Annotated in this window: 18 protein-coding genes; 12 read left to right on the forward strand and 6 right to left on the reverse strand. The window is 68.9% G+C overall.

Features of this window, described 5'->3' with window-relative positions; genetic code table 11:
- Positions 1-479: 479 nt before the first annotated feature.
- Positions 480-2,237, reverse strand: coding sequence for a PQQ-dependent methanol/ethanol family dehydrogenase (locus ACQ66H_RS03335; protein WP_430432813.1), 1,758 nt, complete (start codon positions 2,235-2,237; stop codon positions 480-482).
- A gap of 577 nt (positions 2,238-2,814) precedes the next feature.
- Here ACQ66H_RS03335 and ACQ66H_RS03340 point away from each other — a divergent pair.
- The 7 genes from ACQ66H_RS03340 (at position 2,815) to ACQ66H_RS03370 (ending at position 9,235) form a co-directional block, all read left to right on the forward strand.
- On the forward strand, positions 2,815-3,279 hold the full coding sequence (locus ACQ66H_RS03340) for a hypothetical protein (RefSeq protein WP_430432814.1): 465 nt from the start codon (positions 2,815-2,817) through the stop codon (positions 3,277-3,279).
- Positions 3,276-3,659, forward strand: a complete 384-nt coding sequence (locus ACQ66H_RS03345) for a hypothetical protein (protein ID WP_430432815.1) — start codon at positions 3,276-3,278, stop codon at positions 3,657-3,659. Before ACQ66H_RS03340 ends, ACQ66H_RS03345 begins: the two co-directional genes overlap by 4 nt.
- The gene (locus ACQ66H_RS03350; RefSeq protein ID WP_430432816.1) at positions 3,656-4,270 is read left to right on the forward strand and encodes a hypothetical protein; all 615 of its coding nucleotides are present in this window, start codon (positions 3,656-3,658) and stop codon (positions 4,268-4,270) included. Before ACQ66H_RS03345 ends, ACQ66H_RS03350 begins: the two co-directional genes overlap by 4 nt.
- Entirely contained in the window at positions 4,267-4,515 is a 249-nt protein-coding gene (locus tag ACQ66H_RS03355) for a S4 domain-containing protein (protein WP_430432817.1), read from the forward strand. Before ACQ66H_RS03350 ends, ACQ66H_RS03355 begins: the two co-directional genes overlap by 4 nt.
- Positions 4,516-4,597: 82 nt before the next feature.
- Positions 4,598-6,319: a tetratricopeptide repeat protein gene (locus ACQ66H_RS03360; RefSeq protein ID WP_430432818.1), complete on the forward strand. Its 1,722-nt coding sequence runs from the start codon at positions 4,598-4,600 to the stop codon at positions 6,317-6,319.
- A 76-nt stretch (positions 6,320-6,395) separates the two neighbouring features.
- Positions 6,396-8,033: a CHASE3 domain-containing protein gene (locus ACQ66H_RS03365; RefSeq protein ID WP_430432819.1), complete on the forward strand. Its 1,638-nt coding sequence runs from the start codon at positions 6,396-6,398 to the stop codon at positions 8,031-8,033.
- On the forward strand, positions 7,985-9,235 hold the full coding sequence (locus ACQ66H_RS03370) for a putative bifunctional diguanylate cyclase/phosphodiesterase (RefSeq protein ID WP_430435587.1): 1,251 nt from the start codon (positions 7,985-7,987) through the stop codon (positions 9,233-9,235). The genes ACQ66H_RS03365 and ACQ66H_RS03370 overlap by 49 nt, the downstream gene beginning before the upstream one ends.
- Positions 9,236-9,267: 32 nt before the next feature.
- Here the strand turns inward: ACQ66H_RS03370 and ACQ66H_RS03375 are convergent, their stop codons facing one another.
- From ACQ66H_RS03375 to ACQ66H_RS03385, 3 genes are read right to left on the reverse strand one after another with little or no spacing between them, the layout of a single operon-like run.
- On the reverse strand, positions 9,268-10,644 hold the full coding sequence (locus tag ACQ66H_RS03375) for an ATP-binding protein (protein WP_430432820.1): 1,377 nt from the start codon (positions 10,642-10,644) through the stop codon (positions 9,268-9,270).
- The gene (locus ACQ66H_RS03380; RefSeq protein ID WP_430432821.1) at positions 10,641-11,405 is read right to left on the reverse strand and encodes a fused MFS/spermidine synthase; all 765 of its coding nucleotides are present in this window, start codon (positions 11,403-11,405) and stop codon (positions 10,641-10,643) included. Before ACQ66H_RS03380 ends, ACQ66H_RS03375 begins: the two co-directional genes overlap by 4 nt.
- Positions 11,402-12,079, reverse strand: coding sequence for a response regulator transcription factor (locus tag ACQ66H_RS03385; RefSeq protein WP_341422443.1), 678 nt, complete (start codon positions 12,077-12,079; stop codon positions 11,402-11,404). Before ACQ66H_RS03385 ends, ACQ66H_RS03380 begins: the two co-directional genes overlap by 4 nt.
- 173 nt (positions 12,080-12,252) lie before the next feature.
- Here ACQ66H_RS03385 and ACQ66H_RS03390 point away from each other — a divergent pair, with 173 nt between their 5' ends.
- The 5 genes from ACQ66H_RS03390 to ACQ66H_RS03410 are packed head-to-tail and all read left to right on the forward strand — an operon-like array spanning position 12,253 to position 20,175.
- Positions 12,253-13,488, forward strand: a complete 1,236-nt coding sequence (locus tag ACQ66H_RS03390; RefSeq protein WP_430432822.1) for a TolC family protein — start codon at positions 12,253-12,255, stop codon at positions 13,486-13,488.
- On the forward strand, positions 13,485-14,546 hold the full coding sequence (locus ACQ66H_RS03395; protein WP_430432823.1) for an efflux RND transporter periplasmic adaptor subunit: 1,062 nt from the start codon (positions 13,485-13,487) through the stop codon (positions 14,544-14,546). Before ACQ66H_RS03390 ends, ACQ66H_RS03395 begins: the two co-directional genes overlap by 4 nt.
- Positions 14,546-17,593 carry an efflux RND transporter permease subunit gene (locus ACQ66H_RS03400; protein WP_430435588.1) on the forward strand — a complete coding sequence of 1,016 codons (3,048 nt, stop codon included), beginning with the start codon at positions 14,546-14,548 and terminating at the stop codon, positions 17,591-17,593. Before ACQ66H_RS03395 ends, ACQ66H_RS03400 begins: the two co-directional genes overlap by 1 nt.
- A 12-nt stretch (positions 17,594-17,605) precedes the next feature.
- Positions 17,606-19,522 carry an LTA synthase family protein gene (locus ACQ66H_RS03405; RefSeq protein WP_430432824.1) on the forward strand — a complete coding sequence of 639 codons (1,917 nt, stop codon included), beginning with the start codon at positions 17,606-17,608 and terminating at the stop codon, positions 19,520-19,522.
- Positions 19,522-20,175 carry a phosphatase PAP2 family protein gene (locus ACQ66H_RS03410; RefSeq protein ID WP_430432825.1) on the forward strand — a complete coding sequence of 218 codons (654 nt, stop codon included), beginning with the start codon at positions 19,522-19,524 and terminating at the stop codon, positions 20,173-20,175. Before ACQ66H_RS03405 ends, ACQ66H_RS03410 begins: the two co-directional genes overlap by 1 nt.
- Positions 20,176-20,217: 42 nt before the next feature.
- Here the strand turns inward: ACQ66H_RS03410 and ACQ66H_RS03415 are convergent, their stop codons facing one another.
- Positions 20,218-20,691 (reverse strand): Dps family protein, encoded by a 474-nt coding sequence (locus ACQ66H_RS03415; protein ID WP_430432826.1) that lies wholly within the window; start codon positions 20,689-20,691, stop codon positions 20,218-20,220.
- Positions 20,692-20,737: 46 nt separating this feature from the next.
- Positions 20,738-21,664: a LysR substrate-binding domain-containing protein gene (locus tag ACQ66H_RS03420; protein WP_430432827.1), complete on the reverse strand. Its 927-nt coding sequence runs from the start codon at positions 21,662-21,664 to the stop codon at positions 20,738-20,740.
- Between the last annotated feature and the right edge of the window lie 57 nt (positions 21,665-21,721).

Raw genomic sequence — 21,721 nt, forward strand, 5'->3', positions numbered from 1 at the left:
GATAAGCCGGTGCCCGCTGTGACATCGCACGCGTTCGCGCGGGAATCGGTCGGACTGGGGGGGCGACGGCTTCGATCCCGGCCGCAATCGCGAGCAAGCTCGCTCCCACAGAAGCCCGGCTCCGACGGTGGATCGGGAGTGTGTTTGTGGGAGCGACCTCTGGTCGCGATACGGCGTCGGAAGACCGAGGGCTTCGATTCGGGCGGCCGTCGCGAGCAAGCTCGCGCCCACGGCCCTCAGCGCGCCGACGCGGTGACGGTACGGGTAGGCGCGTCGGTCGTGACGTCGGGCAGGCTGGCGATCAGCAGGGCGAGGCCGAGCAGGGCGGCGGCGGTACGGGTGCTCATGTCCATGTGCAGAAGTACAAAAAAAGACCGGCGCACGAGGCGCCGGTTGCGCTCACCCGGTACAGGCGAACACCATGAGGAGACGTTGTCCCGGGTGGCTGTCGCGCCACGCCGGGTCGGCGGGTGGGGTGCTCAGTCCTTCATCAGTTTGAACACCCACATCGAACCGCCCTGGTTCAGATAGCTCACCTTCTTGGCGACGTCGCCGCCCCACAGCGGCACTGCGCCGCCCCAGCCGGCCGTCACGGCGACGTACTGTTCGCCGTCCTGTTCCCAGGTGATCGGAGGCGCGACGATGCCGGTGCCGACCTGGAAGGACCACAATTCCTTGCCGGTCTTCGCGTCGGCCGCCTTGAAGAAGCCCTCCGGCGTGCCCCAGAACACCAGGCCGCCCTTGGTCGTCATCGCGCCGCCCCACAGCGGCGCGTTGTTGGTGATTTCCCACACCACCTTGCCGCTCTTCGGATCGACCGCACGCAGCGCGCCGATGTAGTCGCCGCCGATGTCCTTCGGGTCGGCGGTCTTGATCGTGAAGCCGGCGCCGAGGTAAGCCGCACCCTTCTTGTAGGTGATCGGCTCGTTCCAGATTTCCATGCTCCACTCGTTGGCCGGCACGTAGAACAGGCCGGTGTCCGGGCTGTAGGCCATGGGCATCTGGTTCTTGCCGCCGAGGAAGGACGGCGACACGTGCACCACCGAGCCCTTCTTGCCGTCGTCGCTGGCGGTCGGGTCGCCCGGGCGCTTGGCCGGGTCGTAGATCGGGCGGCCGTTCTCGTCCAGGCCCTTGGCCCAGTCCAGCTTCTTGACGAAGGGGAAGCCGCGCTCGAACTTGCCGGTGTTCGCGTCCAGCACGTAGAAGAAGCCGTTGCGGTCGGCCTTGCCGCCGAGTCGCTTGCCGCCGGCGTCGAAGGTGACGAATTCGTTGGTGCCGTCGTAGTCCCAGCCGTCGTTCGGCGTGCCTTGGAAGTGCCACTTGATCTGGCCGGTGGCGACGTCGATGGCCACCGTCGAGCAGGAGTACAGGTTGTCGCCGGGGCGCAGGTGGCTGTTCCACGGCGCCGGGTTGCCGGTGCCGAAGTAGGCGAGGCCGGTCTTCGCGTCGAAGGTGCCGCCGAGCCAGGTGGCCGCACCGCCGGTCTTCCACAGGTCGCCCTGCCAGCTGGCGTTGGTGGTGCCGCTGATGCCGTTGTTGACCTTGTTGCCGGACTCGTCGAACTTGTAGCCCATGTGGCCTTCGATGGTCGGGCGCACCCACACCATCTTGCCGGTCTTCGCGTCGCGCGCCTCGACCCGGCCGATGATGCCGAATTCGCCGCCGGACACACCGGTCAGCACCAGGCCCTTGGCGATGATGGGCGCGGCCGACGACGAGTAGCCGGCCTGGTAGTCGTCGATCTTCTCCTTCCACACCACCTTGCCGGTGTTCTGGTCGAGCGCCACCAGCTGCGCGTCCAGCGTGGCGTAGATGACCAGATTGTCGTAGACGGCGGCGCCGCGGTTGATCACGTCACAGCAGGGCATGATGCCTTCGGGCAGACGGTGCTCGTAGGACCACAGCTTGCGGCCGGTCTTGGTGTCGAGCGCGAAGATGCGCGAGTAGGACGCGGTGATGAACATCTTGCCGCCGACCACCAGCGGCTGCGCTTCCTGGCCGCGCTGCTTCTCGCCGCCGTAGGAGTAGGACCAGGCGGGCACCAGGCGCTTGACGTTCTTCGTGTTGATCTTGGTCAGCGGGCTGTAGCGCTGGCCTTCCGTCCCCATGCCCCAGGACAGCACGTCGCCGGTCGTGCGTGCGTCGTTCTCGATGTCGGCAGTGGTGACGCCGGCATGCACCGGGCCGCTGTGGGCGAAGGCGGCGAGGATGAACAGGGCAAGGGTGGATCGCTTCATGTGTCGTCTCCGTCTGTGCGGATCGGTGTCCGCGGATGGAGCGGCAGACGCAAGGCGCGTACCAGAGCCGGGAATCCGTCCCTGCGCGACGCCTCGTTCCGCCCGAAAGCCTTGCCGGGCGCGGACGGCCGCCGTGCGGTCCGGTGTGCGTGGGTGACTGGCGGCGGCGTCCGCCGCGGACAGGAATCGAACGTGGCGACCGCGGCCGCCGTCCGGATTCCGGACTGCCCGGCGTCCATAAGGATGACTGGCCGAGAGAACGGTGGGCGTTCTAGGGTCTGTTGCCATTGAATCGCGGGCCGCGCGCGAATCCCGATGCGTCCGGATCAAGGCGGGCCGACGCCGGCTGACTGGCCGTCAGGCCAGGAGGCCCAACGCGGAGCTGGGCGCATCGGGACTCGCGCCCTCCGGGTTTGCAGCGTGCGAGGCACGGGCTGCGTTGCACTTCTCGTCGAGACGGCCAGTCTCGACTTCGTCGCACGCCTTGCCCGTGCCTCGCACGCTGCAAACGCGGCTCGTGATTCAATGGCAACAGACCCTAAACTGCACTCACCACGTCGTCATCGCTGGAACCGTCATGAACATCCGCCTGCCGATACTGTTGCTCGCCGGCCTGACGGCGCTGCCCGCTGCCGTGGCCGCTGCGCCCGGCGGCATACCGTCCGACGGGCGTCACTGCGCGCTGCAGACGCCGCCGCCGGACGCCGGCGCCTACGTGACCCCGGGCGGCTTCCTGCTCGCTTTTCCGCGCAACAGCGGTGTCGGCCGCGACTACACCGGCTGCCGCACGCTGTGGGTGCTGCAGGGACCGGACGACACGCCGCTGCTGATGCGGCTCTACTTCCGCGGCGGCCGGCTGGCGGTCGCCGAGGCGCAGGACGGCCGCGGTGGGCGCGACGTGCGCCGGTGTGTGCTGCCCTCGACCGACCGCGCCTGCGCCGGGCTGCAGGACAACCCGCTGGTTGCGCTCGATCTGCCGACCTGGCCGCGCGTCTGCACCGAACAGCCGGATGAGCCCGCATGCGCGCAGGACCCGGAATGAGGGCAGCTGCGCTGGCCCTGGCCGCACTGCTTGCCGCTGCGCCCTCGGCAGCCGGCGCGACGGACGCTGGCCGTGAGTTCGATGCCTTCATCGAACGTTTCCGCACCGCCCTGCGCGCACGCGACGCCACGGCCATCGCCGACCTGACCCGCCTGCCCTTCCTGTACGAAGGCCGCCGCCTCGACCGCGCCGCTTTCGTGCAGGTCGTGCCCACACTGTTCGATGCACGCCTGAGCGCTTGCCTGGCGAAGGCACGGCCGCAGGCGGAGGGCGCCGATCGTCTGCTGTACTGCGCGCCCTACACCTTCCATCTGCGCGCCGACGCCAGCGGCCGCTGGCGGCTCGCCGAGTTCGCGGCTGACGGGGAGGACATGCCGTGAAGTGGCAGCCGGTCTACGACGTGTCCGGCCAGGGCGCCCCGGAGTTCCACGGCTACGTCCTGTTCGGACTGGCGCTGCTCGCCGTCGCGGGTGGCTTCTGGCTGCGCGCGCGCCGGCGCGGCGAAAGGTCGGGTACCGCGCGCGTGATCGCGCTCTTCGCGCTGCTGATTGCCGCGCTCGGCTACGGCGTCAATACCTGGGACCGCAACCGGCTGGCTGACCATCTCGCGGCTGGTCGCGTGCTGACGGTCGAAGGTCCGGTGTTCGCGCATGCGCAGTGGCGCGAGGACATCACACATCCGGGGCAGGGCAGCACCCGCCGCTTCCAGAACTGGGAGCGCATCGTGGTCGGCGGCGTCACCTTCATCTGGTCGCCCGGGGCGCACCAGGCCGCCTTCACCAACGCGCAGACACCGCCGCTCGCGCTGCGCGACGGCCTCTGGCTGCGGGTGACCTGGGTCGAGGACGCACCGGACGAAGCGACGCAGCGGCGCATCGTGAAACTGGAAACCGCCGATCCGCCGCCCGATGCGACCCCGTGGGGCGTGCCGGCCAAGGTGTTGCCGGACGCACCCTATCCGTCGGTACTGGTGATACCGGGGCAGCGATGAAGTCATTCCATCGACGCAGCGCCCGACCGGCGCCTGCGCCCGCCGCCAAGGAAAGACCGGTGCCGGAGCGCCACGGCCGGGTGCGCATCGACGCGCTGCTGGTCGAGCGCGGGCTGGCGCCGTCGCGTGCTGCGGCGCAGCGCCTGATCGATGCCGGTGTCGTGCTGCTGAATGGACAGCCCGTCACCCGGTCCTCGCATACCGTGGCGGCCGATTGCTGCATTGCACTTCGTGGGGAGGACTGAGCGTGGTCAACTGGCGCTGCCGCTTTGCTCGCTATATATATGCGCCCGGCGTCCGCTCCAACCTGCAACCCGCACCGACATCATGAAGCCCACGCAAGCCTCCGCCCGTCAGCCCGGCCCCGGCGAACTGCAGCCGGTATTCAATCTGTACAACGCCGGCCGTCTGGCCGAAGCGGCGAACGCGGCGCGCCAGTTGCTGGCCCGCTATCCCGGCGCCGTGGTGCTGCACAGCGTGCTCGGCTCTGCACTGGCCAGTCTCGGCCGGCTGGACGAGGCAGAGGCCGCTTTCGCGGCCGCGGTGAAGGCGAATCCCGGCTCGGCCGAACTGCTCAGCAATCTCGGTCTGGTGCAGCAGCAGCGCGGCCGGCTGGACGAGGCGCTCGCCACCTACACCCGTGCGGTGGCGATCAAGCGCGACTTCCCCGAACTGCTCTACAACATGGGCGTCGTGCAGGACGCCCTCGGCCGTCGCGACGACGCGGCCGCGAGCTACCGCCGCGCCATCGCGCTGCAGCCACGCTTCGCGCTGGCGCTGTTCAACCTGGGCACCGTGCTCGACCGTCAGGGCGCGCCGGACGACGCGATCGCGACCTACCGTCGCGCGGTCGAGGCCGAGCCGGGTTTCGTCGAGGCGTGGTCGAATCTGGGCGCCGCGCTGCAGAAGGCAGGCGACGCCGAGCAGGCGGTGGCCTGTTACCAGAAGGCGCTGGACATCCAGCCGACGGCGACCGCCTGGTTCAACCTCGGCACCGCGCAGCGCGCCTACGGCCTGATGATGGATGCGGCCGAAAGCTACCGCCGCGCCATCGCACTGGCGCCGGCCTACGCCGACGCACACAGCAACCTCGGCGAAGTCCTGCGCGATCAGGGCGACGGCGAGGGCACGCTGGCCGCCTTCCGCGCCGCCCTCGCGCTCGATGCGGAGCACGGCATGGCCAATTACAACCTCGGCCTGCTGCACCACGACCTGCACGAGTACGACAAGGCGCTGCCGTATTTCGAGCGCGCCCGTGTGCTCGACTGGCAGGACCGCGTGCTGTACTGCCTGTACAAGCTACGCCGCAGCGACGAATTCGAGGCGCGGCTGCACGGCCTGCTCGACAGCCGACACCGCTCGCCGATGATCGCCACGCTGTCCGCCCACCACGCGCGCAACCGGCGCACGGCCGACCCTTACCGCTTCTGTCCTGACCCGTTGGCGCTGGTCCATCATGGTCACCTCGACGCGCTGACCGACGCCCGCGACAGCCTGCACGCCGATCTGCTGCGCGACATCGCGAACGCCGACATCCAGAGCAGAAAGCAGGGGCGGCTGTACTACGGCATCCAGTCCTCCGGCCACCTGTTCCGCCGCGGCGAAACGTCGATCGCGCGGCTGGTCGGGCTGATCCGCGACGAGGTCGCGCGCTACCGCGCCACGCTGGCGGCGCACGACTGCGTCTATGCGCAGGACTTCCCGGCGCGCACCGAATTCGCCAGTTCCTGGTACGTGAAGATGAGCAAGGGCGGCCACCTGACCTCGCACATCCACGAAGAGGGCTGGCTGTCCGGCGTGCTCTACCTGGCGATGCCGTCGGACCGGCCGGCGGGCAGCACGGCCGGTGGCATCGAATTCAGCACCGACGGCGACGATTATCCGCGCGAGCATGACGATTTCCCGCGCAAGACACTGCTGCCGGTGGTCGGCGACATCGTGCTGTTCCCGTCCTCGCTGTTCCACCGGACGATTCCGTTCGAATCGAACGAGGAACGCATCTGCATCGCGTTCGACGTGAAGCCGGCCGACGGGGAAAGCGGGCACTGAGGTGAGCGACAAGCATTCCGCCCGGTCCGTATCTTCACGGTTCGAAAGGCGGATCCTTGGCGCATTCCTGCTGGCCGTGCTGATCGTGTCCGGCATGGCGGCAATGACCTGGAAGGTTGCCGACGACGCCAATGCGGCCGCGCTGCGCGTGGCGCACACGCACGACGTGCTGAACGGCTTGGCGCGCGTGCGCGTCGAGACGTTGCAGATAGAACTCAGCACACAGAACTTCAGGCTGACCGGCGATCCGGCGCGGCTGAACGAGCGCGACCGGGCGATCGCCCGCCGCGAGATCGAGCTGGACCGCGTGCGCACGCTCACCTCCGACCATCCGGCGCAGAGTGCGCGCTGGGCGCAGCTGCGCGAGGTGATCGACCAGCGGCTGGGCCTCTCGCGTCGGATCGAAGCGCTGCGCAGGAACGAAGGCCAGGACGCCGCCAACGCCTTCGTGGCCGCGGCGCCGCTGCGCGAGACGCGCGAGCGCGTCGATCGCATTCTGGGCGAGATGGACAACGAGGAGCGTCGGCTGCTGGTCAACCGGAACGTCGCGCAGAAGCACTCTAGCGACCTGCTGGTCGGTGCCGGCGGGGCCGTGCTGATACTGATGCTTGCGCTGCTCGGCGGCACCTACGGGCTGATACGGCGACAGCTGCGCGCGAGCGAAGGGCATCTGCGCACGGTCATCAGCCGTGTGCCGGCGCTGATCGCCTATGTCGATGCGCAGCAGCGCTACGTGTATGTGAACCGCCACTACAGAGAGCGCTTTGCGCCTCATCACGCGGACATCGCCGGTCGCTCGGTGCGCGAGGTGCTCGGCGAGACGCGCTACGCGATCGCCGCGCCGCTGATCGAGAAAGTCCTGAAGGGCGAGCCGCAGAACTACGACTGGGAACCCTTTCCGGGCGTCTGGCAGGTGATCAACTACATGCCGCGGCAGGACGAACGCGGCGAGGTGACCGGCTACTACGTGCTGGGCGCTGACATCACCGAGCGCAAGCGCGCCGAGGAAAGGATACGTCTGCTCAACGGCGAACTCGAGCAGCGCGTGCGCGAGCTGGAACAGGTAAGCCGTGCCCTGCGCACGCTCAGCGCGGGCAATCGCGCGATGCTGCGCGCCACCGGCGAACGCGAACTGCTGGACAGCATGTGTCGCGCGCTGGTTGAAATCGGCGCCTACCCGATGGCGGTGGTCTGGTTGCGCAACGCCGCCGGTGCCTACGTTCCGACCGCCCAGTGCGGCCATCCGGACGGCATCGACGGACTGCGCGCATGGGCGGCCGCCAACGCGCCAGCGGTGCGCGCGGCGATGGACGCCATCGTCGCCGACGGGCAGATGCGTTTCGTCAGCGACACCGAGCGGGCCGGCGACGATGCGCTGCCACCGCTGCCGGCTCCCGTGCCCGGCGGGGTGGTCGCCTGCCCGCTGCGGGTGGGGGGCAGCGGCATCGGTCTGCTGACCGTTCATCGGGCGGCCAGCGAAGGTTTCGGCGACGAGGAAATGTCGCTCATCGGCGAGTCGGCCGACGATCTGGCCTACGGTGTATCCACGCTGCGAACGCACGCCGAACAGGCGCGCACGCGGGAAGCCATGTACCGGCTGACCCAGTACGACCTGCTCACCGGTTACCCAACCAGACCCTGTTCAGCGACACGCTGGCGGCCGAACTGCGCAGCTGCCGTCAGCACGAACGCCCGTTCGCACTGCTGCAGATGAATATCGAGCGGCTCAGCGAAATCAACGACGCGCTCGGATTCACCCAGGGCGACCAGATCCTGTGCGAATTCGGCGGCCGGCTCAGTCGTGCGACGCCGGACGGTGTCTTCGTGGCGCGACTGCGCGGCGACGAATTCGCGCTGCTGTTGCCGGACAGCGACCGTGCCGCTGCGCTGTCGATGGCGCGTCGCTTGCGCGAGGTGCTGTCGCAGCCCTTCCAGCTGGTCGAGTTGCCGATCGATGTATCGACGCGGACCGGCATCGCGCTGTATCCGGATCACGGATCAACGCCGCACGACCTTTACCGGCACATGGACATCGCCGTGCGCCAGGCGAAGAGGCAGGGCGTCAACTGCGTCGTGTTCGATCCGGCTCTGTATCCCGCGCCTTCGCACCGCCTGAACATGGCCGGCGATCTGCGACGCGCGATCGAGGCGGACGACCTGCGGCTCTATCTGCAGCCCAAGGTCGATATGCGCAATGGCATCGTCTGCGGTGCCGAAGCGCTGGTGCGCTGGCAGCACGCGACGCGTGGCCTGATTCCGCCGTCCGAGTTCATCGAACTGGCCGAGCACACCGGCCTGATCCGGCCGCTCGCCGAGTGGATGATCGCGCGCGTGCTGCGCCTTAACCGGCAATGGGACGACGCGGGGCGCGCGCTGCCCATCGCGGTGAATCTGTCGGCGCGCAATCTGCGCGACGAGGACCTGGTGGACAAGATCCGCCAGATGCTGGCGCACTGGGGCACCGCGAGCGGACTGCTCGAAATCGAGATCACCGAGAGCGCCGTGATGGAAGACGCCGACTTCGCGCTGCGCGTGCTGCACGGTTTGCGCGCAGAAGGCATACGGCTCTACATCGACGACTTCGGAACCGGTTACTCCTCGCTCAGCTATCTGCAGAAGCTGCCGGTCGGTTGCATCAAGATCGACCAGTCTTTCGTGCGTGCGATGGCGGTCAGCAGCGATTCGGCCGCCATCGTCCGCTCGACGATAGACCTCGTGCATGACCTCGGACGCAAGGTGGTGGCCGAGGGCGTCGAGACGCAACAGCACTGGGACGCGCTGTGCGCGCTCGGCTGCGACGTCGCGCAGGGCTATCTCATTGCCCGGCCGATGCCGGCAGAAGACTTCCCGGCGTGGCTGGATCGCTACCGGCCAATGCGCGCCAGCGATCCGGTGGACGAGCACGGGGCGTCCTGAGTTCCGGCCGCGCGACGTCTGCTGTGGGCCGTTCAGTGCCGGTCGGCTGGTCTGGCCGGCAAGCGCAGCGTGACGGCGAGGCCGGGCGCGGCGTCGTCAAGTGCAATGGTGCCGCGGTGCAGGGCGACCACCGACTGCACCAGACTCAGGCCGAGGCCGAGGCCGGGCGTGTCGCGCGCACTTTCCAGCCGGTACAGGCGCTCGAACACGCGCTCGCGCTCGGCGGCCGGAATGCCCGGCCCTTCGTCGCGCACGCACAGCCGCCAGTCGTCGCCGTCGCGTGTCAGCGACAGCTCGACCGTGCCGCCGTGCGGGCTGTACTTGATGGCGTTGTCGATCAGGTTGAGCACGGTCTGGAACAGCAGGTCGCGGTGGCCCGTGCAGGCAGCGCCTTCCGGGGCGCTGACGACGAGGCGCAGGCCGCGCTCCTCGGCCAGCGGCTCCATCAGTTCGATGGCGTCACGCACCAGGCGGCCGACATCCAGTTCGCTGAATTCGCCGCGCAGCAGGCCGGAATCGACGCGCGCGATGCGCAGCAGCGACTGGAAAGTGGACAGCACCTGGTCGACGTCGGCCAGATTGCGCTCCAGCCAGTCCGGCAGTTCGTCCGCCGTGGGCGGATGGCTCAACGCCGCCTCGATGCGCGCACGGTGACGGGTGAGCGGCGAGCGCAGATCGTGCGCGATGTTGTCGGTGGCGCCGCGCACGCTGGCGATCAGCCGCGCGATGCGGTCGAGCATGCCGTTCAGCGTCTGCGCCAGGCGGTCGAATTCATCCGCGCCGTCGCCGCTGCGCAGCGGCACCCGGTGCTGCAGATCGCCGTCCATGATCTGCTGCGCGGCGCGTCGTATCGTTTCGACCGGCCGCAGTGCGGCACGGGTGATCAGGTAGCCGCCACCCAGCGAGGCGAGCAGCATCAGGCCGAAGCTCACCAGCGCGGCGCGGCGGATGTCGCTGCGCACCTGTTCGACCTCGTATTCGTCGAAGCCGACCAGCAGCCGGCTGCCGTCCGGCAGGCGCACCCAGCGGGCGACGATCTCGGTTTGTCCGCGGTGGAGCAGGCTGGGCAGGCGCAAGGGCAGGCTCTCGCGGCCGGCGCTGTCCGGCCAGCGGTCCAGGTTGCCGATCAGCAGGTTGCCGGCCGCGTCCTCCAGCCGGTAGACGCGGTCGTGATTGGCCGAGCGCACGTCCAGCCGCTGGCGGATCAGGCCGCTGATGCCGCGCACGCCATCAACCCGGAACTCGGCAGTGAGGATGTCCAGCTCGGCTTCGACACTTTCCTCGACGTGGCCCAGCATGTACTGCCCGGCCAGCCAGGTCACCAGCATCAGCAGCAGGCCGAAGCCGGCGGCGAGCAGGGCGCTGTTGGCCAGCGTCAGCCGGGCGCTGGTGCTCAGGCGCAGGGTCATTGCTCGCTGTCGGCCAGTGCGCGCCGCCGGCCGTCGATCAGTGCGCGTGCGATGCCGGGCAGGGCGATGCCCAGCCGCGCTTCGAGTGCGCGGGCACGCTGCGCCAGCTTCATTTCCGACAGCCGGAAGGCGTTGCCACGGGCGGCGAACACGATGCGGTTGTCGCCATCGGTGGTGTCAACGACGCTGACCGAGCGGGCGAAGCTGGCCGCCACGCGCTCGACCCAGGCGCTGTTCAGCGCATCGCCGGCGTACATGTTGATGGCCAGCACGCCGCCGTCGCGCAGCGCTGCGTGGCAGTCGTCGTAGAAGCGCTGCGTGGTCAGCGCCGCCGGCATGCCACCGATGTCGAAGCCATCGACCCACAGCAGGTCGAAGGCGCGGTCGTGCGCTGCAACCCACTCGGCGCCGTCGGCGCAGGTGACGGTGAACCTGTCATCGTCCGGCGGGATGTGGAAGCGATCGCGCAGCGCGATCACCGCTGGCGAGATCTCGGCCACCGTCATGCGCGCCTGCGGCAAGTGGCGGTGGCAGGTCTTGACCAGCGAACCGCCGCCGAGACCGACCATGCCGATGTGGCCGGGGTCAGGCACGAACAGCAGCGACGCCATCATCAGGCGCGAGTATTCGAGCACCAGCCGCTCCGGTGCGGCGGCGTCCATCGTGCTCTGTACCGCCAGTTCGCTGAAGGCCAGCGTGAGCTGGCCGTCCTGTTCGACCAGATAGGGCTGGCCGGCGTCGACCTCGTCGCGTCCGCTCATGAGGGGGCGCGCAGGCAGTAGCCGCTGCCGCGCAGCGTGTGGATCAGCGGTGGCCAGGGCGGGCGATCCACCTTGGCGCGCAGGCGCGAAATGTGTACATCGATGACGTTGGTTTGCGGGTCGAAGTGGTAGTCCCACACGCCTTCGAGCAGCATGGTGCGGGTGACCACCTGGCTGGCGTGGCGCATCAGGAACTCGAGCACGCGGTATTCCTGCGGCTTGAGCGCGATCTCCTCGCCGCCGCGCCGCACCGTGTGCGTCATGCGGTCGAGTTCGAGGTCGGCCACGCGCAGCACCGATTCGGCCACCGGCATCAGGCCACGCCGGGTGATCACCTCCAGCCGCGCCTGCAGTTCGGACATCGCGAACGGTTTCACCAGATAGTCGTCACCGCCAGCGCGCAGGCCGCGTATGCGTTCGTCAACCTGGCTCAGCGCGCTCAGGATGAGCACTGGCACGCGCGAGCCGGTGGCACGTAGCGCGGCCAGCATCGAAAGACCATCCATCTGCGGCATCAGGCGGTCGAGCACGATGGCGTCGTACTGCTCGCCGGTGGCGAGGAACAGCCCCTCGCGGCCGTTCGGCGCGTGGTCAACCGCGTGGCCGGCTTCGCGCAGGCCGCGGCAGATGAATCCGGCGATTTCGCTGTCGTCCTCGACGACCAGGATGCGCATGTCGGTGGGAACTGGAGTAAGGGTCTGCACGCGCCCGCCGGGCGCGAATCCGGACGCCATTCTGCCTGCACGCCGTGTGGCCGCAACATGAACAGACGTTCATGTTGCGTTCACCCTGCGGCAAGCCGCCTGAGCGCAAGCTTGCCGACTGTCCGTATCCGTCGATTGCGTCCATGCGCTCCGTCCTTCTGTTCTCCTGTGTGCTGCTGTGCCCGCCGGCATGGGCGCAGTCGCTGACCGCGCACGCCGATGAGCACGAGCAGCCGGTGCTGCGCGACAGTGCGCTGACGCTGTCGCGTGCGCTCGATCTGGCGACCGGCCGCGCACCTGGCAGCGCGCTGCCGCAGGCGCGCATGAATGAGTCACGCGCGCTCTCCGCCCGCGCCGACAGCGTGCTGTCCGGCCCGCCGGCGGTGCAGATGCGCTACCAGACCGACCGTCTGCCCGGCCACACCGGACTGCGCGAACTCGAAGCCGGGCTGGAGCTGCCCTTATGGCGGTCCGGCCAGCGCGACGCGCTGCGGCGCGAGGCCGACGCCGGCCGGCTGCAGTCGGAAGAGGAATTGCGCGCCTACCGCTGGCGCGTCGCCGGTGACCTGCGCGAGCAGCTCTGGCGCGTGCTGCAGGCCGAAGCCGAAGTGACGCTGGCCGATGCCGACGTCGATCTTTACCGCGCGCTGGAAGACGACGTGGCGCGGCGCATCCGCGCCGGCGACGCGGCGCCGGTCGAGAAGCTGTCGGCCGAAACGGCCCGCCGCGAACGCGATGCCGTGCTGTACGAGGCGCAGGTCGAGCTGGCGCACAGCCTGTTCGGCTGGACCGCGCTGACCGGGCAGAAGGCGCTGCCGCAGCAGGTGCGCGAAGCGGTGGCGACACAGGCAACGGGCTATCCGCCGGTGCTGATGGCGCAGGCCCACGTCGAGCGGGCGCGCAGTGCGCTCGGCACGCTGCAGGCGCAGGGCAGTGGCGCCCCGCGCCTGCTGGTCGGCGTGCGCTCGGAAACGGCGGCCGACATGCCCACCACCGACAGCGTCGGCGCGACGATTTCCATCCCTTTTGGTGGCGAGGCCCACCGCAGCGCTGCGCTGTCGCCGGCGCAGATCGAACTGGCGCGCGCCGAGGACGAGCTGGCGTTCGCCCGCCGCAATGCCGAACTGGCGCTGCATGAGGCTGAACACGAACTGCACGCGCGCGAACAGGCGCGCACGCTGGCGCTCGGTCAGAAGGAAGTCGCCGAGCGCGAGGTCGAACTGGGGCGCCGCGCCTACCGCCTCGGCGAAACATCGCTGGCCGAGCGCCTACTGGTCGAGGCGCGCGCAGCCAGCGCACGCCGCGCCGCGGCGCTGGCCGAAATCGCCTGGTCGCGCGCCGTCGCGCGCTACAACCACAGTCTGGGAATACTGCCTTGAAACCCTTTGCTGCCTTACTTCTGCTCGGCCTGATCACCGCTTCGGCGCAGGCCGCCGACATCGTGCTCGCACCGACCCAGATGCAGCGTCTCGGTGTGCGCGAAGCGCTGCCGGTCGAGGCAAAGAGTGCGCTGGCTACGCCGTGGTCTGCGCGCGTGGTCGCTTCGCCCGATGCCGAGTGGGTGGCGACCGCACCGTCCGGCGGCGTGGTCGTGCGGGTACCGGTGGCCGAAGGCCAGCAGGTGACGGCCGGCGCTGTGCTGGCGGAGCTGCGCAGCGCCGACCTGCCGGACATGGGCGCGTCGCTGTCGCAGGCGCGCACCGCAGCCGAACTGGCGCGCGGCAACCGCGAGCGCGACCGCGCGCTGCATGCCGAAGGGCTGATCGCCGAGCGCCGCGTGCGCGAGTCGGAGGCGGCCGCGGCGCAGGCCGACGCTGCGCTGGCGGCCGCACAGTCGCGCTTGCGCCTGATGGGGGTGTCGGCGGCCGACGCTTCGGCCGGCCGCATCCAGGTCCGCGCCACGGCCGCTGCGACCGTGCTCGAACGGATGGCGCTGCCCGGTCAGCGCGTGAACGAGGCGGACCCGCTGCTGCGCCTGGCCGATGCGAACAGGCTCATGCTGGAACTGAACCTGCCGGTCGCTCAGGCGGCGTCGGTGCGCGAGGGCGACCTGATCGAGGTCAACGGAAGCGCCGGCAGGGCGCGGGTGACGCAGATAGGCTGGGGCGCGTCGGACGCCACGCAGACCGTGCGTATCCGCGCCGAACTACCACCGACGAAGAACGGGCTGCGGCCCGGCCAGTGGGTCACGGTGCGTCGCAGCGCGACGGCAGCCGCCGCCTGGTCGGTGCCGGCGGGCGCGCTGCTTCATCACGACGGCAGGAGCTGGGTGTTCATGCGCTCCGCGCAGGGCTTCCGCGCGGTTGAGGTACAGGTGCTGTCGCAGGACAGCGCGCAGGCCACCGTCAGTGGCACGCTCGACGCGAAGGCCCCGGTCGCGGTCAGCGGGGTGGCGGCGATCAAGGCGGTGTGGCTGGGCCACGGCGGAGCCGAATGATGCTCGACGCCCTGACCCGCGGCGCGCTCGCGCGCCCGCTGCTCACCGTGCTGGCGGCGCTGCTGCTGATCGCCGTCGGCCTCAATGCGGCGATGAACCTGCCGATCGACGCCTTCCCCGACGTGTCGGCACCGCAGGTGAAGATCATCGTCAAGCTACCCGGCATGACGCCGGAAGAGATGGAAACGCGCGTCACCACGCCGATCGAGATCGAAATGCTGGGCCTGCCTAAGCAGACCATGCTGCGCTCGACCAGCAAGTACGGCCTCACCGACGTCACCATCGATTTCGAGGACGGCACTGACATCTACTGGGCGCGCAACCAGGTGAGCGAGCGGCTGAACGGCATCATGGGCGACCTGCCGCCGGGCCTGACCGGCGGGCTGGCGCCGATCACCACGCCGCTGGGCGAAATGTTCATGTTCACGGTCGAAGGCGATCTGCCGATCGCCGAGCGGCGCGCGCTGCTCGACTGGGTGATCCGTCCGGCGCTGCGCACGGTGCGCGGCGTGGCCGACGTGAACGTGCTGGGCGGCCTGGCCAGCGCCTATGAAGTGGTGCCGGACGCCGTCCGCATGGCCGCCACCGGCATCACGCTTGATGAACTGCGGACCACGCTGGAGCGTTTCAACCGCAACGACGGTGCAGGCCGCATCAACGAAGGCGAGGAAACGCTGCTGGTGCGCGTGCAGGGCCGCCTCACCTCGCTCGACGATATCGGCCGTCTGGTCGTGCACGCGACACCGACCGCCCAGGTGCGGGTGGCCGACATTGCCGAGGTGAAGCTGGGCGCGCTCACCCGCATGGGCGGCGTCACCCACAACGGCGAGGGCGAGACGGTGCAGGGCCTCGTGCTCGGCCTGCGCGGCGCCGACGCGCAGCAGGTGGTGGCCGGCGTGCGTGCCCGGCTGGAGGAAGTGCAGGCGGCGCTGCCTGCCGGTGTGAAGGTGGTGCCCTTCTACGACCGCGGCGAACTGGTGGCCAGCGCCGTCGGCACGGTGTCGAAGGCGCTGCTGGAAGCGGTGGTGCTGGTCGGCGTCATGCTCTACCTCTTCCTCGGCAATCTGCGCGCCGCGCTGGCGGTGGCGGTGGTGCTGCCGCTGTCGGCGCTGTGGACCTTCCTGCTGATGCGCCAGTTCGGCCTGTCGGCCAACCTGATGAGCCTGGGCGGACTGTCGATCGCCATCGGCCTGCTGGTCAACGCTGCCGTCGTGGTGGTCGAGAACGTGGTCGCCCATCTGCACGAGCCGGGTGCCGACCAACGACCACGGCAGCAGGTGGTGCTGGACGCGGTGCGCGAGGTGGCGGTGCCGACCACTGCCGGCATCGTCATCATCGCGCTGGTATTCGTGCCGCTGCTGAGCCTGCAGGGGCTGGAGGGCAAGCTGTTCGCGCCGGTGGCGCTGACCATCGTGTTTGCGCTGGCCGGTTCGCTGCTGCTGTCGCTGACTGTCATACCGCTGCTGGCGCGGCTCACCTTGAGTGCGAAGTCGCACGCCGATCCCTGGCTGCCGCGCACGCTCGCCCGGCTCTACGCACCGTTGCTGCAGAAGGCGCTCGCCGCACCGGCGGTGGTGGGCAGCATTGCCGGGTTGCTCGGTGTCGTCGCCGTAGTGCTGTACATGGGGCTGGGCAAGACCTTCATGCCGACGATGGACGAGGGCAGCCTCATCGTGCAGCTGGAGAAACTGCCGTCCATCAGTCTCGATGCGTCGCTGGCAATCGATACCCAGTTCCAGCGCGCGCTGAAGGAGCGGGTGCCGGAGGCGCTGCAGGTGGTGGCGCGTGCCGGCTCGGACGAGATCGGTCTCGATCCGATGGGCCTGAACCAGACGGATACCTTCATCAGCCTGCCGCCCGGCGTCGACAAGCCGGCGATCATCCATCGCATCCGCGAACTGCTGAACGAGTTTCCGGGCGTGGCCTACGCCTTCACGCAGCCGATCGAAATGCGGGTATCGGAGATGATTCTCGGCGTGCGCGGTGATCTGGCGATCCGCATCTTCGGTCCGGATCTCGACGTGCTGAACCGCAAGGCGGAGGAGATCGCCGAAGTGCTGCGCGCGACACCGGGTGCCGAGGACGTCTTCTTCGTGCGCAACGAAGGCGTGCAGTATCTGCGCGTCGTGCCTGACAACGACGCGCTGGCGCGTGCCGGACTGGACATCGACACGCTAGCGGCCGGCCTGCGTGCGCAGATCGAGGGCGAGCGGGTGGGGCTGATCCAGCAGCTGGAGCGGCGCATTCCGCTGCTGGTGCGCGCCCGCGGCAGTACGGCGGCGGCCGACGAACTGGCGCAGCTGCCGGTGGCGCTGCCGGGCGGTGGGCGCATCGCGCTCGGACAGATCGCGCGCTTCGAGCGCGTCGGCGGGCCGGTGCAGATCAACCGCCAGTTGGGCAGCCGCAACATGGTGGTGATCGCCAACGTCGGCGGGCGCGATCTGGTCGGCTTTGTCGAGGACGCTCGCGCGCAGGTGCAGCAGAAGGTCGAGCTGCCGCCGGGCTACCGGCTGACCTGGGGTGGCGAGTTCGAGAACCAGCAGCGCGCGGCGCAGCGGCTGGCACTCGTGGTGCCGGCGGCGCTGGTGCTCATCTTCCTCATCCTCTACAGCACCTTCGATTCGCTGCGCCAGGCTGCGCTGGTGATGGCCAACGTCCCGTTCGCGATGATAGGCGGCGTGTTCGCGCTGGCGCTGTCCGGCGAATACCTGTCGGTGCCGGCGTCGGTCGGTTTCATCGCGCTGCTCGGCATCGCGGTGCTCAATGGCGTGGTGCTGGTGAGCTATTTCAACCAGTTGCGCGCGACCGGCCTGTCCATGCTGGACACCGTGGTGCACGGTGCGCAGCGCCGGCTGCGGCCGGTGCTGCTGACGGCGTCGATGGCGGCCCTCGGTCTGGTGCCCCTGCTGTTCGCCACCGGGCCCGGTTCGGAAATCCAGCGGCCGCTTGCAATCGTTGTCATTGGCGGCCTGGTTTCTTGTACTGCGTTAACACTGCTGCTGCTGCCCATCCTGTACAAGCGGTTCGGCGAGCGATCCGCCGCCTGACGATTTCATTCCATGACTGAATCCCTTGCGCCACAGCGGCGCGCGCTGCCCTTCCTGCTGGTACTTGCGCTGACGGCGCTGTCAGTCTGGACGCTGCTGCGGCTGGGCCTCTGGCTGTACGCCGACGCCGGCAGCGCCGCAGTGCACGTGTTCGGGCGCGGCCTGTGGTTCGACGCGGCGACGCTGGCCTGGATGCTGGCACCGCTGCTCGCGATCTCGGCCCTGCTGCCGGCACGGCTGCGCGCCAGCCGGCTCATGGGCGGTGTGCGCTGGGGCGTACTCTGGCTGGCGGTGGCGCTGCTGCTGTTCGGTGCGGTCGCCGAGGTGGTGTTCTGGGACGAGTTCTCGACCCGCTTCAACTTCATCGCGGTCGACTATCTGCTGTACACCCAGGAAGTGATCGGCAACATCGTCGAGTCCTATCCGGTCGGGGCGCTGGTCGGCGGCATCGTGTCGCTGTCGGCCCTGCTCGTGATCGTGCTGCGACGGCGACTGTCGTTCGCGGTCTCCGCGCGCCCGTGGCGCGTGCGCGTCGCCATGCTGGCGGCGGCCGTGCTGCTGCCGACGGCGGCGCAGCTGGCGACGATCGAGCAGATGGAAGGCAGCGGCGACGCCTACGCTGACGAACTGGCCGGCAACGGCCTCTTCTCGCTGGCGGCGGCGATGCGTCGCAACGAACTGGATTACGCACGCTGGTACGCGACGCTGCCGCAGGAAGAGGCGGACGAGGTGCTGCGTACGCTGCATGTCGAGCGCCTGCCGCTGAGCGCCGAGGACAGCCCGAGCGCGATGGACGATCCGCCGCACGACAAGTCACCCTTCACCCGCCGGCCGCGCAATGTGGTGCTGGTGACCATCGAGAGCCTGTCGGCGGAGTATGTCGGTGCCTATGGATCGAAGGAAGGCCTGACGCCCGAACTGGACCGCATCGCCGCCGAAGGACTGCGCTTTGCCAACGTGTATGCCACCGGTACGCGCACCGTGCGCGGTCTGGAGGCACTGTCGCTCGGCACGCCGCCGGTGCCCGGTCAGGCCATCGTCCGACGGACGAACAACAACAACCTGTCGACAGTCGGGGAAATCCTCGCGCCGCAGGGTGTGGTGCCGATGTTCATTTACGGTGGCTACGGCTACTTCGACAACATGAACAGCTATTTCCGCGGTAACGACTACCTCATCGTTGACCGCACCGATTTCCCGAAGGACAGCATCGTGTTCGAGAACGTGTGGGGCGTGGCGGACGAGTCGCTGTACGCCAACGCGCTGATCGCGATGAACCGCAAGGCGGCCGAGGGCAAGCCCTTCTTCGCGCAGATCATGACCACGTCGAACCACCGGCCCTACACCTACCCGGACGGGCGCATCGACATTCCGTCGCCGGGCGGCCGGCACGGCGCAGTGAAATACACCGACTGGGCGATCGGCCAGTTCATCCGCGAGGCTAAGAAGCAGCCGTGGTTCGCCGACACGCTGTTCGTGTTTGTCGCCGACCACTGCGCGTCGGTGGCTGGCCGCACCCGGCTGCCGGTGGCCAAGTACCGCATTCCGCTGATCTTCTACGCGCCGGACATGCTGCCGCCGGGCGAATTCACCGACCGTCTGAGCCAGATCGATCTGGCGCCGACGCTGCTCGAAGTGATGGGCAAGAATGGCGACGACCACTTCTTCGGCCGCGCCTTCTTCGAAGAGCACGTGCAGCTGGATCGCGTGTTCATTTCCAACTACCAGGACCTGGGCTATCTGCGCGGCGACCTGCTCACCGTGCTGTCGCCGCAGCGCGTGGTCAGGGCATACCGCGTCAACCCCGCAACACTGGAATCGACGCCGACCGAGCCGGACCCGCAGCGCGTGAAGGAGGCGATCGCCTATTACCAGACCGCCGCCGCGGCCTTCAAGCAGGGGCGCCTGCAGATGCCTGCCGCGCAGTGATGCGGCGGCACGCCGACCTGCTCGCTGTGGCGGTGCTGTCGGCGCTGCTGGCGCTCTGGAGCAACCGCTGGAGCGATGCGGATCTGACCAGCGTCGCGCACTTCTTCGACGCGGCGACCGGCACCTTTCCGCTGCGTCGGCAGTGGCTGCTGTCCGCCGTGCTGCACGACGGCCTGAAGTGGCTTGCGGTGGTGGTCTGGGTTTCGCTGCTGGCGGGCTGGATTGTTATGTGTTTGCGCGGTGTGGCGGGCGATCTGCGTCGCCGTCTGGCTTTCGTGCTCGTCGCTTCGCTGCTGGCCGTGATCGCGGTGAATCTGGCGCGGGCACAGTCGGCCCACAGCTGTCCCTGGTATGTCGGCGATTTCGGGGGCCGGGGGCAGTACTTCCGACTGCTGGAGATGCGACCGACCGAGCCGGGGCCAGGCAAGTGCCTGCCCAGCGGACATGCCGCCACCGCTTTCATGTGGCTGGCACTGCTGCCGGTGCTGGTCGGCGCACGGCGTCAACTGGCGCTGGCTGGCGTGTTGCTGCTCGGGGGCGTGGCCGGAACCGTTCAGGTTGCCCGCGGTGCGCATTTCCCGTCGCACATCCTGCTCAGTGCCGCGCTGTGCGCGCTGGTCGTATGGATCTGCGCAGTGCTGGCGCGCAAATGAAAACCGGCCCTTGCGGGCCGGCAGATTCTGCAACGCGGGGGATCAGCCTTCGAGCAGGCTGCGCAGCATCCACGCGTTCTTTTCGTGGATCTGCATGCGCTGCGTCAGCAGGTCGGCGGTCGGCTCGTCGTGCGCTTCGTTGACCACGGCGAAGATGCTGCGTGCGGTGCGCACGACCGCTTCCTGGCCGGCGACCAGCTGGCGGATCATGTCGTTGGCCGACGGCACGCCTTCCGGCTCCTTGATCGACGTGAGCTTGGCGTAAGCCGAGTAGGTGCCCGGTGCCGGGTAGCCCAGCGCGCGGATGCGCTCGGCCACCAGATCGACGGCCAGCGCCAGTTCGGTGTACTGGCCTTCGAACATCAGGTGCAGCGTGTTGAACATCGGACCGGTCACGTTCCAGTGGAAGTTGTGCGTGGTCAGGTAGAGGGTGTAGGTGTCGGCCAGCAGGCGCGACAGGCCGTCGGCGATGGCGCGGCGCTGCTCTTCGGGAATGCCGATGTTGATCGTACTCATTTTGATGCTCCCTTCGTTGATGCTGACGCGGATGTGAGTGCGGCCTTCAGGCGGCGGTTCCGTCCGGTTGCCCCGGAGCGGATTGCGGCGCCTGTCCGGCGATCAGTTCGGCCAGCCGTGAAAAACACTCCTGGCGGGCATTCGAACTGCGTGCGACCAGTGCGATGGTACGGCGCGGACGCGGTTCGGAGAAGCGGTGCGCGACAAGATTCATGTGACCGAGCAGGCCGGAGCGCAAGGTCATGTCGGGCAGCAGCGCCATGCCCAGCCCGCCCTCGACCATCTGCGCAAGCGTGAACAGGCTGGTCGCCTCCATACCGGTCACCCGCGGTTCGTCCAGCCGGCAACCGCCCAGCGTATGTCCGCGCAGGCAATGGCCTTCTTCGAGCAGCAGCAGCGCGTCCGGGTCCAGCTTGCCGATGTCGCGCGGCATGTCGGCCTCGCGCCCGGCCGGCGCGATCAGCAGCAGCTCCTCGTCGAACAGCAGCTGTACCTGCAGGTTGCCGGTGTCGTAGGGCAGCGCGATCAGCGCGAAGTCGATCTGGCCGGCGGCGAGCCGCGACAGCAGGTTGCCCGTCAGGTCCTCGCGCAGCGCCACCTTGAGTTCGGGGTAGCGCGCGCGCACCGCGGGCAGCACGGCGGGCAGCAGGAAGGGCGCAATGGTCGGGATGACGCCGAGCTTGAGCAGGCCGCTCATCGGCCGCTCGGCATTGCGCGCCCACTCGGTGAGATCCTCCGCTTCGGCCAGCAGCCGGCGGGCACGCTCCACGACCTCGGCGCCGACCGGCGTCATCATGACCGAATGCCGCTCGCGCTCGACCAGCTGTGCGCCGAGCGTGGCTTCCAGTTCCTTGATGCCGGCCGACAGCGTCGACTGAGTGACGAAACAGGATTCCGCCGCCTGCGTGAAGTTCAGCTTCTCGGATACGGCAATCAGGTAGCGCAGTTGGCGCAGGGAGGGCAGGGCGGACATGAGCATGCTCCGGATTGTTGATCGAATTATACGATCAATACGATCAAATCAATCAAT

The sequence above is a fragment of the Methyloversatilis sp. genome, assembly GCF_965284615.1.
Lineage (GTDB): Bacteria > Pseudomonadota > Gammaproteobacteria > Burkholderiales > Rhodocyclaceae > Methyloversatilis.

Coding starts and splice junctions, on each gene's coding strand:
- ACQ66H_RS03415 (WP_430432826.1), bottom strand. CDS start 20,691: ATGAGTACGATCAACATCGGCATTCCCGAAGAGCAGCGCCGCGCCATC.
- ACQ66H_RS03400 (WP_430435588.1), top strand. CDS start 14,546: ATGCTCGACGCCCTGACCCGCGGCGCGCTCGCGCGCCCGCTGCTCACC.
- ACQ66H_RS03380 (WP_430432821.1), bottom strand. CDS start 11,405: ATGAGCGGACGCGACGAGGTCGACGCCGGCCAGCCCTATCTGGTCGAA.
- ACQ66H_RS03345 (WP_430432815.1), top strand. CDS start 3,276: ATGAGGGCAGCTGCGCTGGCCCTGGCCGCACTGCTTGCCGCTGCGCCC.
- ACQ66H_RS03405 (WP_430432824.1), top strand. CDS start 17,606: ATGACTGAATCCCTTGCGCCACAGCGGCGCGCGCTGCCCTTCCTGCTG.
- ACQ66H_RS03385 (WP_341422443.1), bottom strand. CDS start 12,079: ATGCGCATCCTGGTCGTCGAGGACGACAGCGAAATCGCCGGATTCATC.
- ACQ66H_RS03420 (WP_430432827.1), bottom strand. CDS start 21,664: ATGTCCGCCCTGCCCTCCCTGCGCCAACTGCGCTACCTGATTGCCGTA.
- ACQ66H_RS03375 (WP_430432820.1), bottom strand. CDS start 10,644: ATGACCCTGCGCCTGAGCACCAGCGCCCGGCTGACGCTGGCCAACAGC.
- ACQ66H_RS03360 (WP_430432818.1), top strand. CDS start 4,598: ATGAAGCCCACGCAAGCCTCCGCCCGTCAGCCCGGCCCCGGCGAACTG.
- ACQ66H_RS03340 (WP_430432814.1), top strand. CDS start 2,815: ATGAACATCCGCCTGCCGATACTGTTGCTCGCCGGCCTGACGGCGCTG.
- ACQ66H_RS03390 (WP_430432822.1), top strand. CDS start 12,253: ATGCGCTCCGTCCTTCTGTTCTCCTGTGTGCTGCTGTGCCCGCCGGCA.
- ACQ66H_RS03410 (WP_430432825.1), top strand. CDS start 19,522: ATGCGGCGGCACGCCGACCTGCTCGCTGTGGCGGTGCTGTCGGCGCTG.
- ACQ66H_RS03355 (WP_430432817.1), top strand. CDS start 4,267: ATGAAGTCATTCCATCGACGCAGCGCCCGACCGGCGCCTGCGCCCGCC.
- ACQ66H_RS03335 (WP_430432813.1), bottom strand. CDS start 2,237: ATGAAGCGATCCACCCTTGCCCTGTTCATCCTCGCCGCCTTCGCCCAC.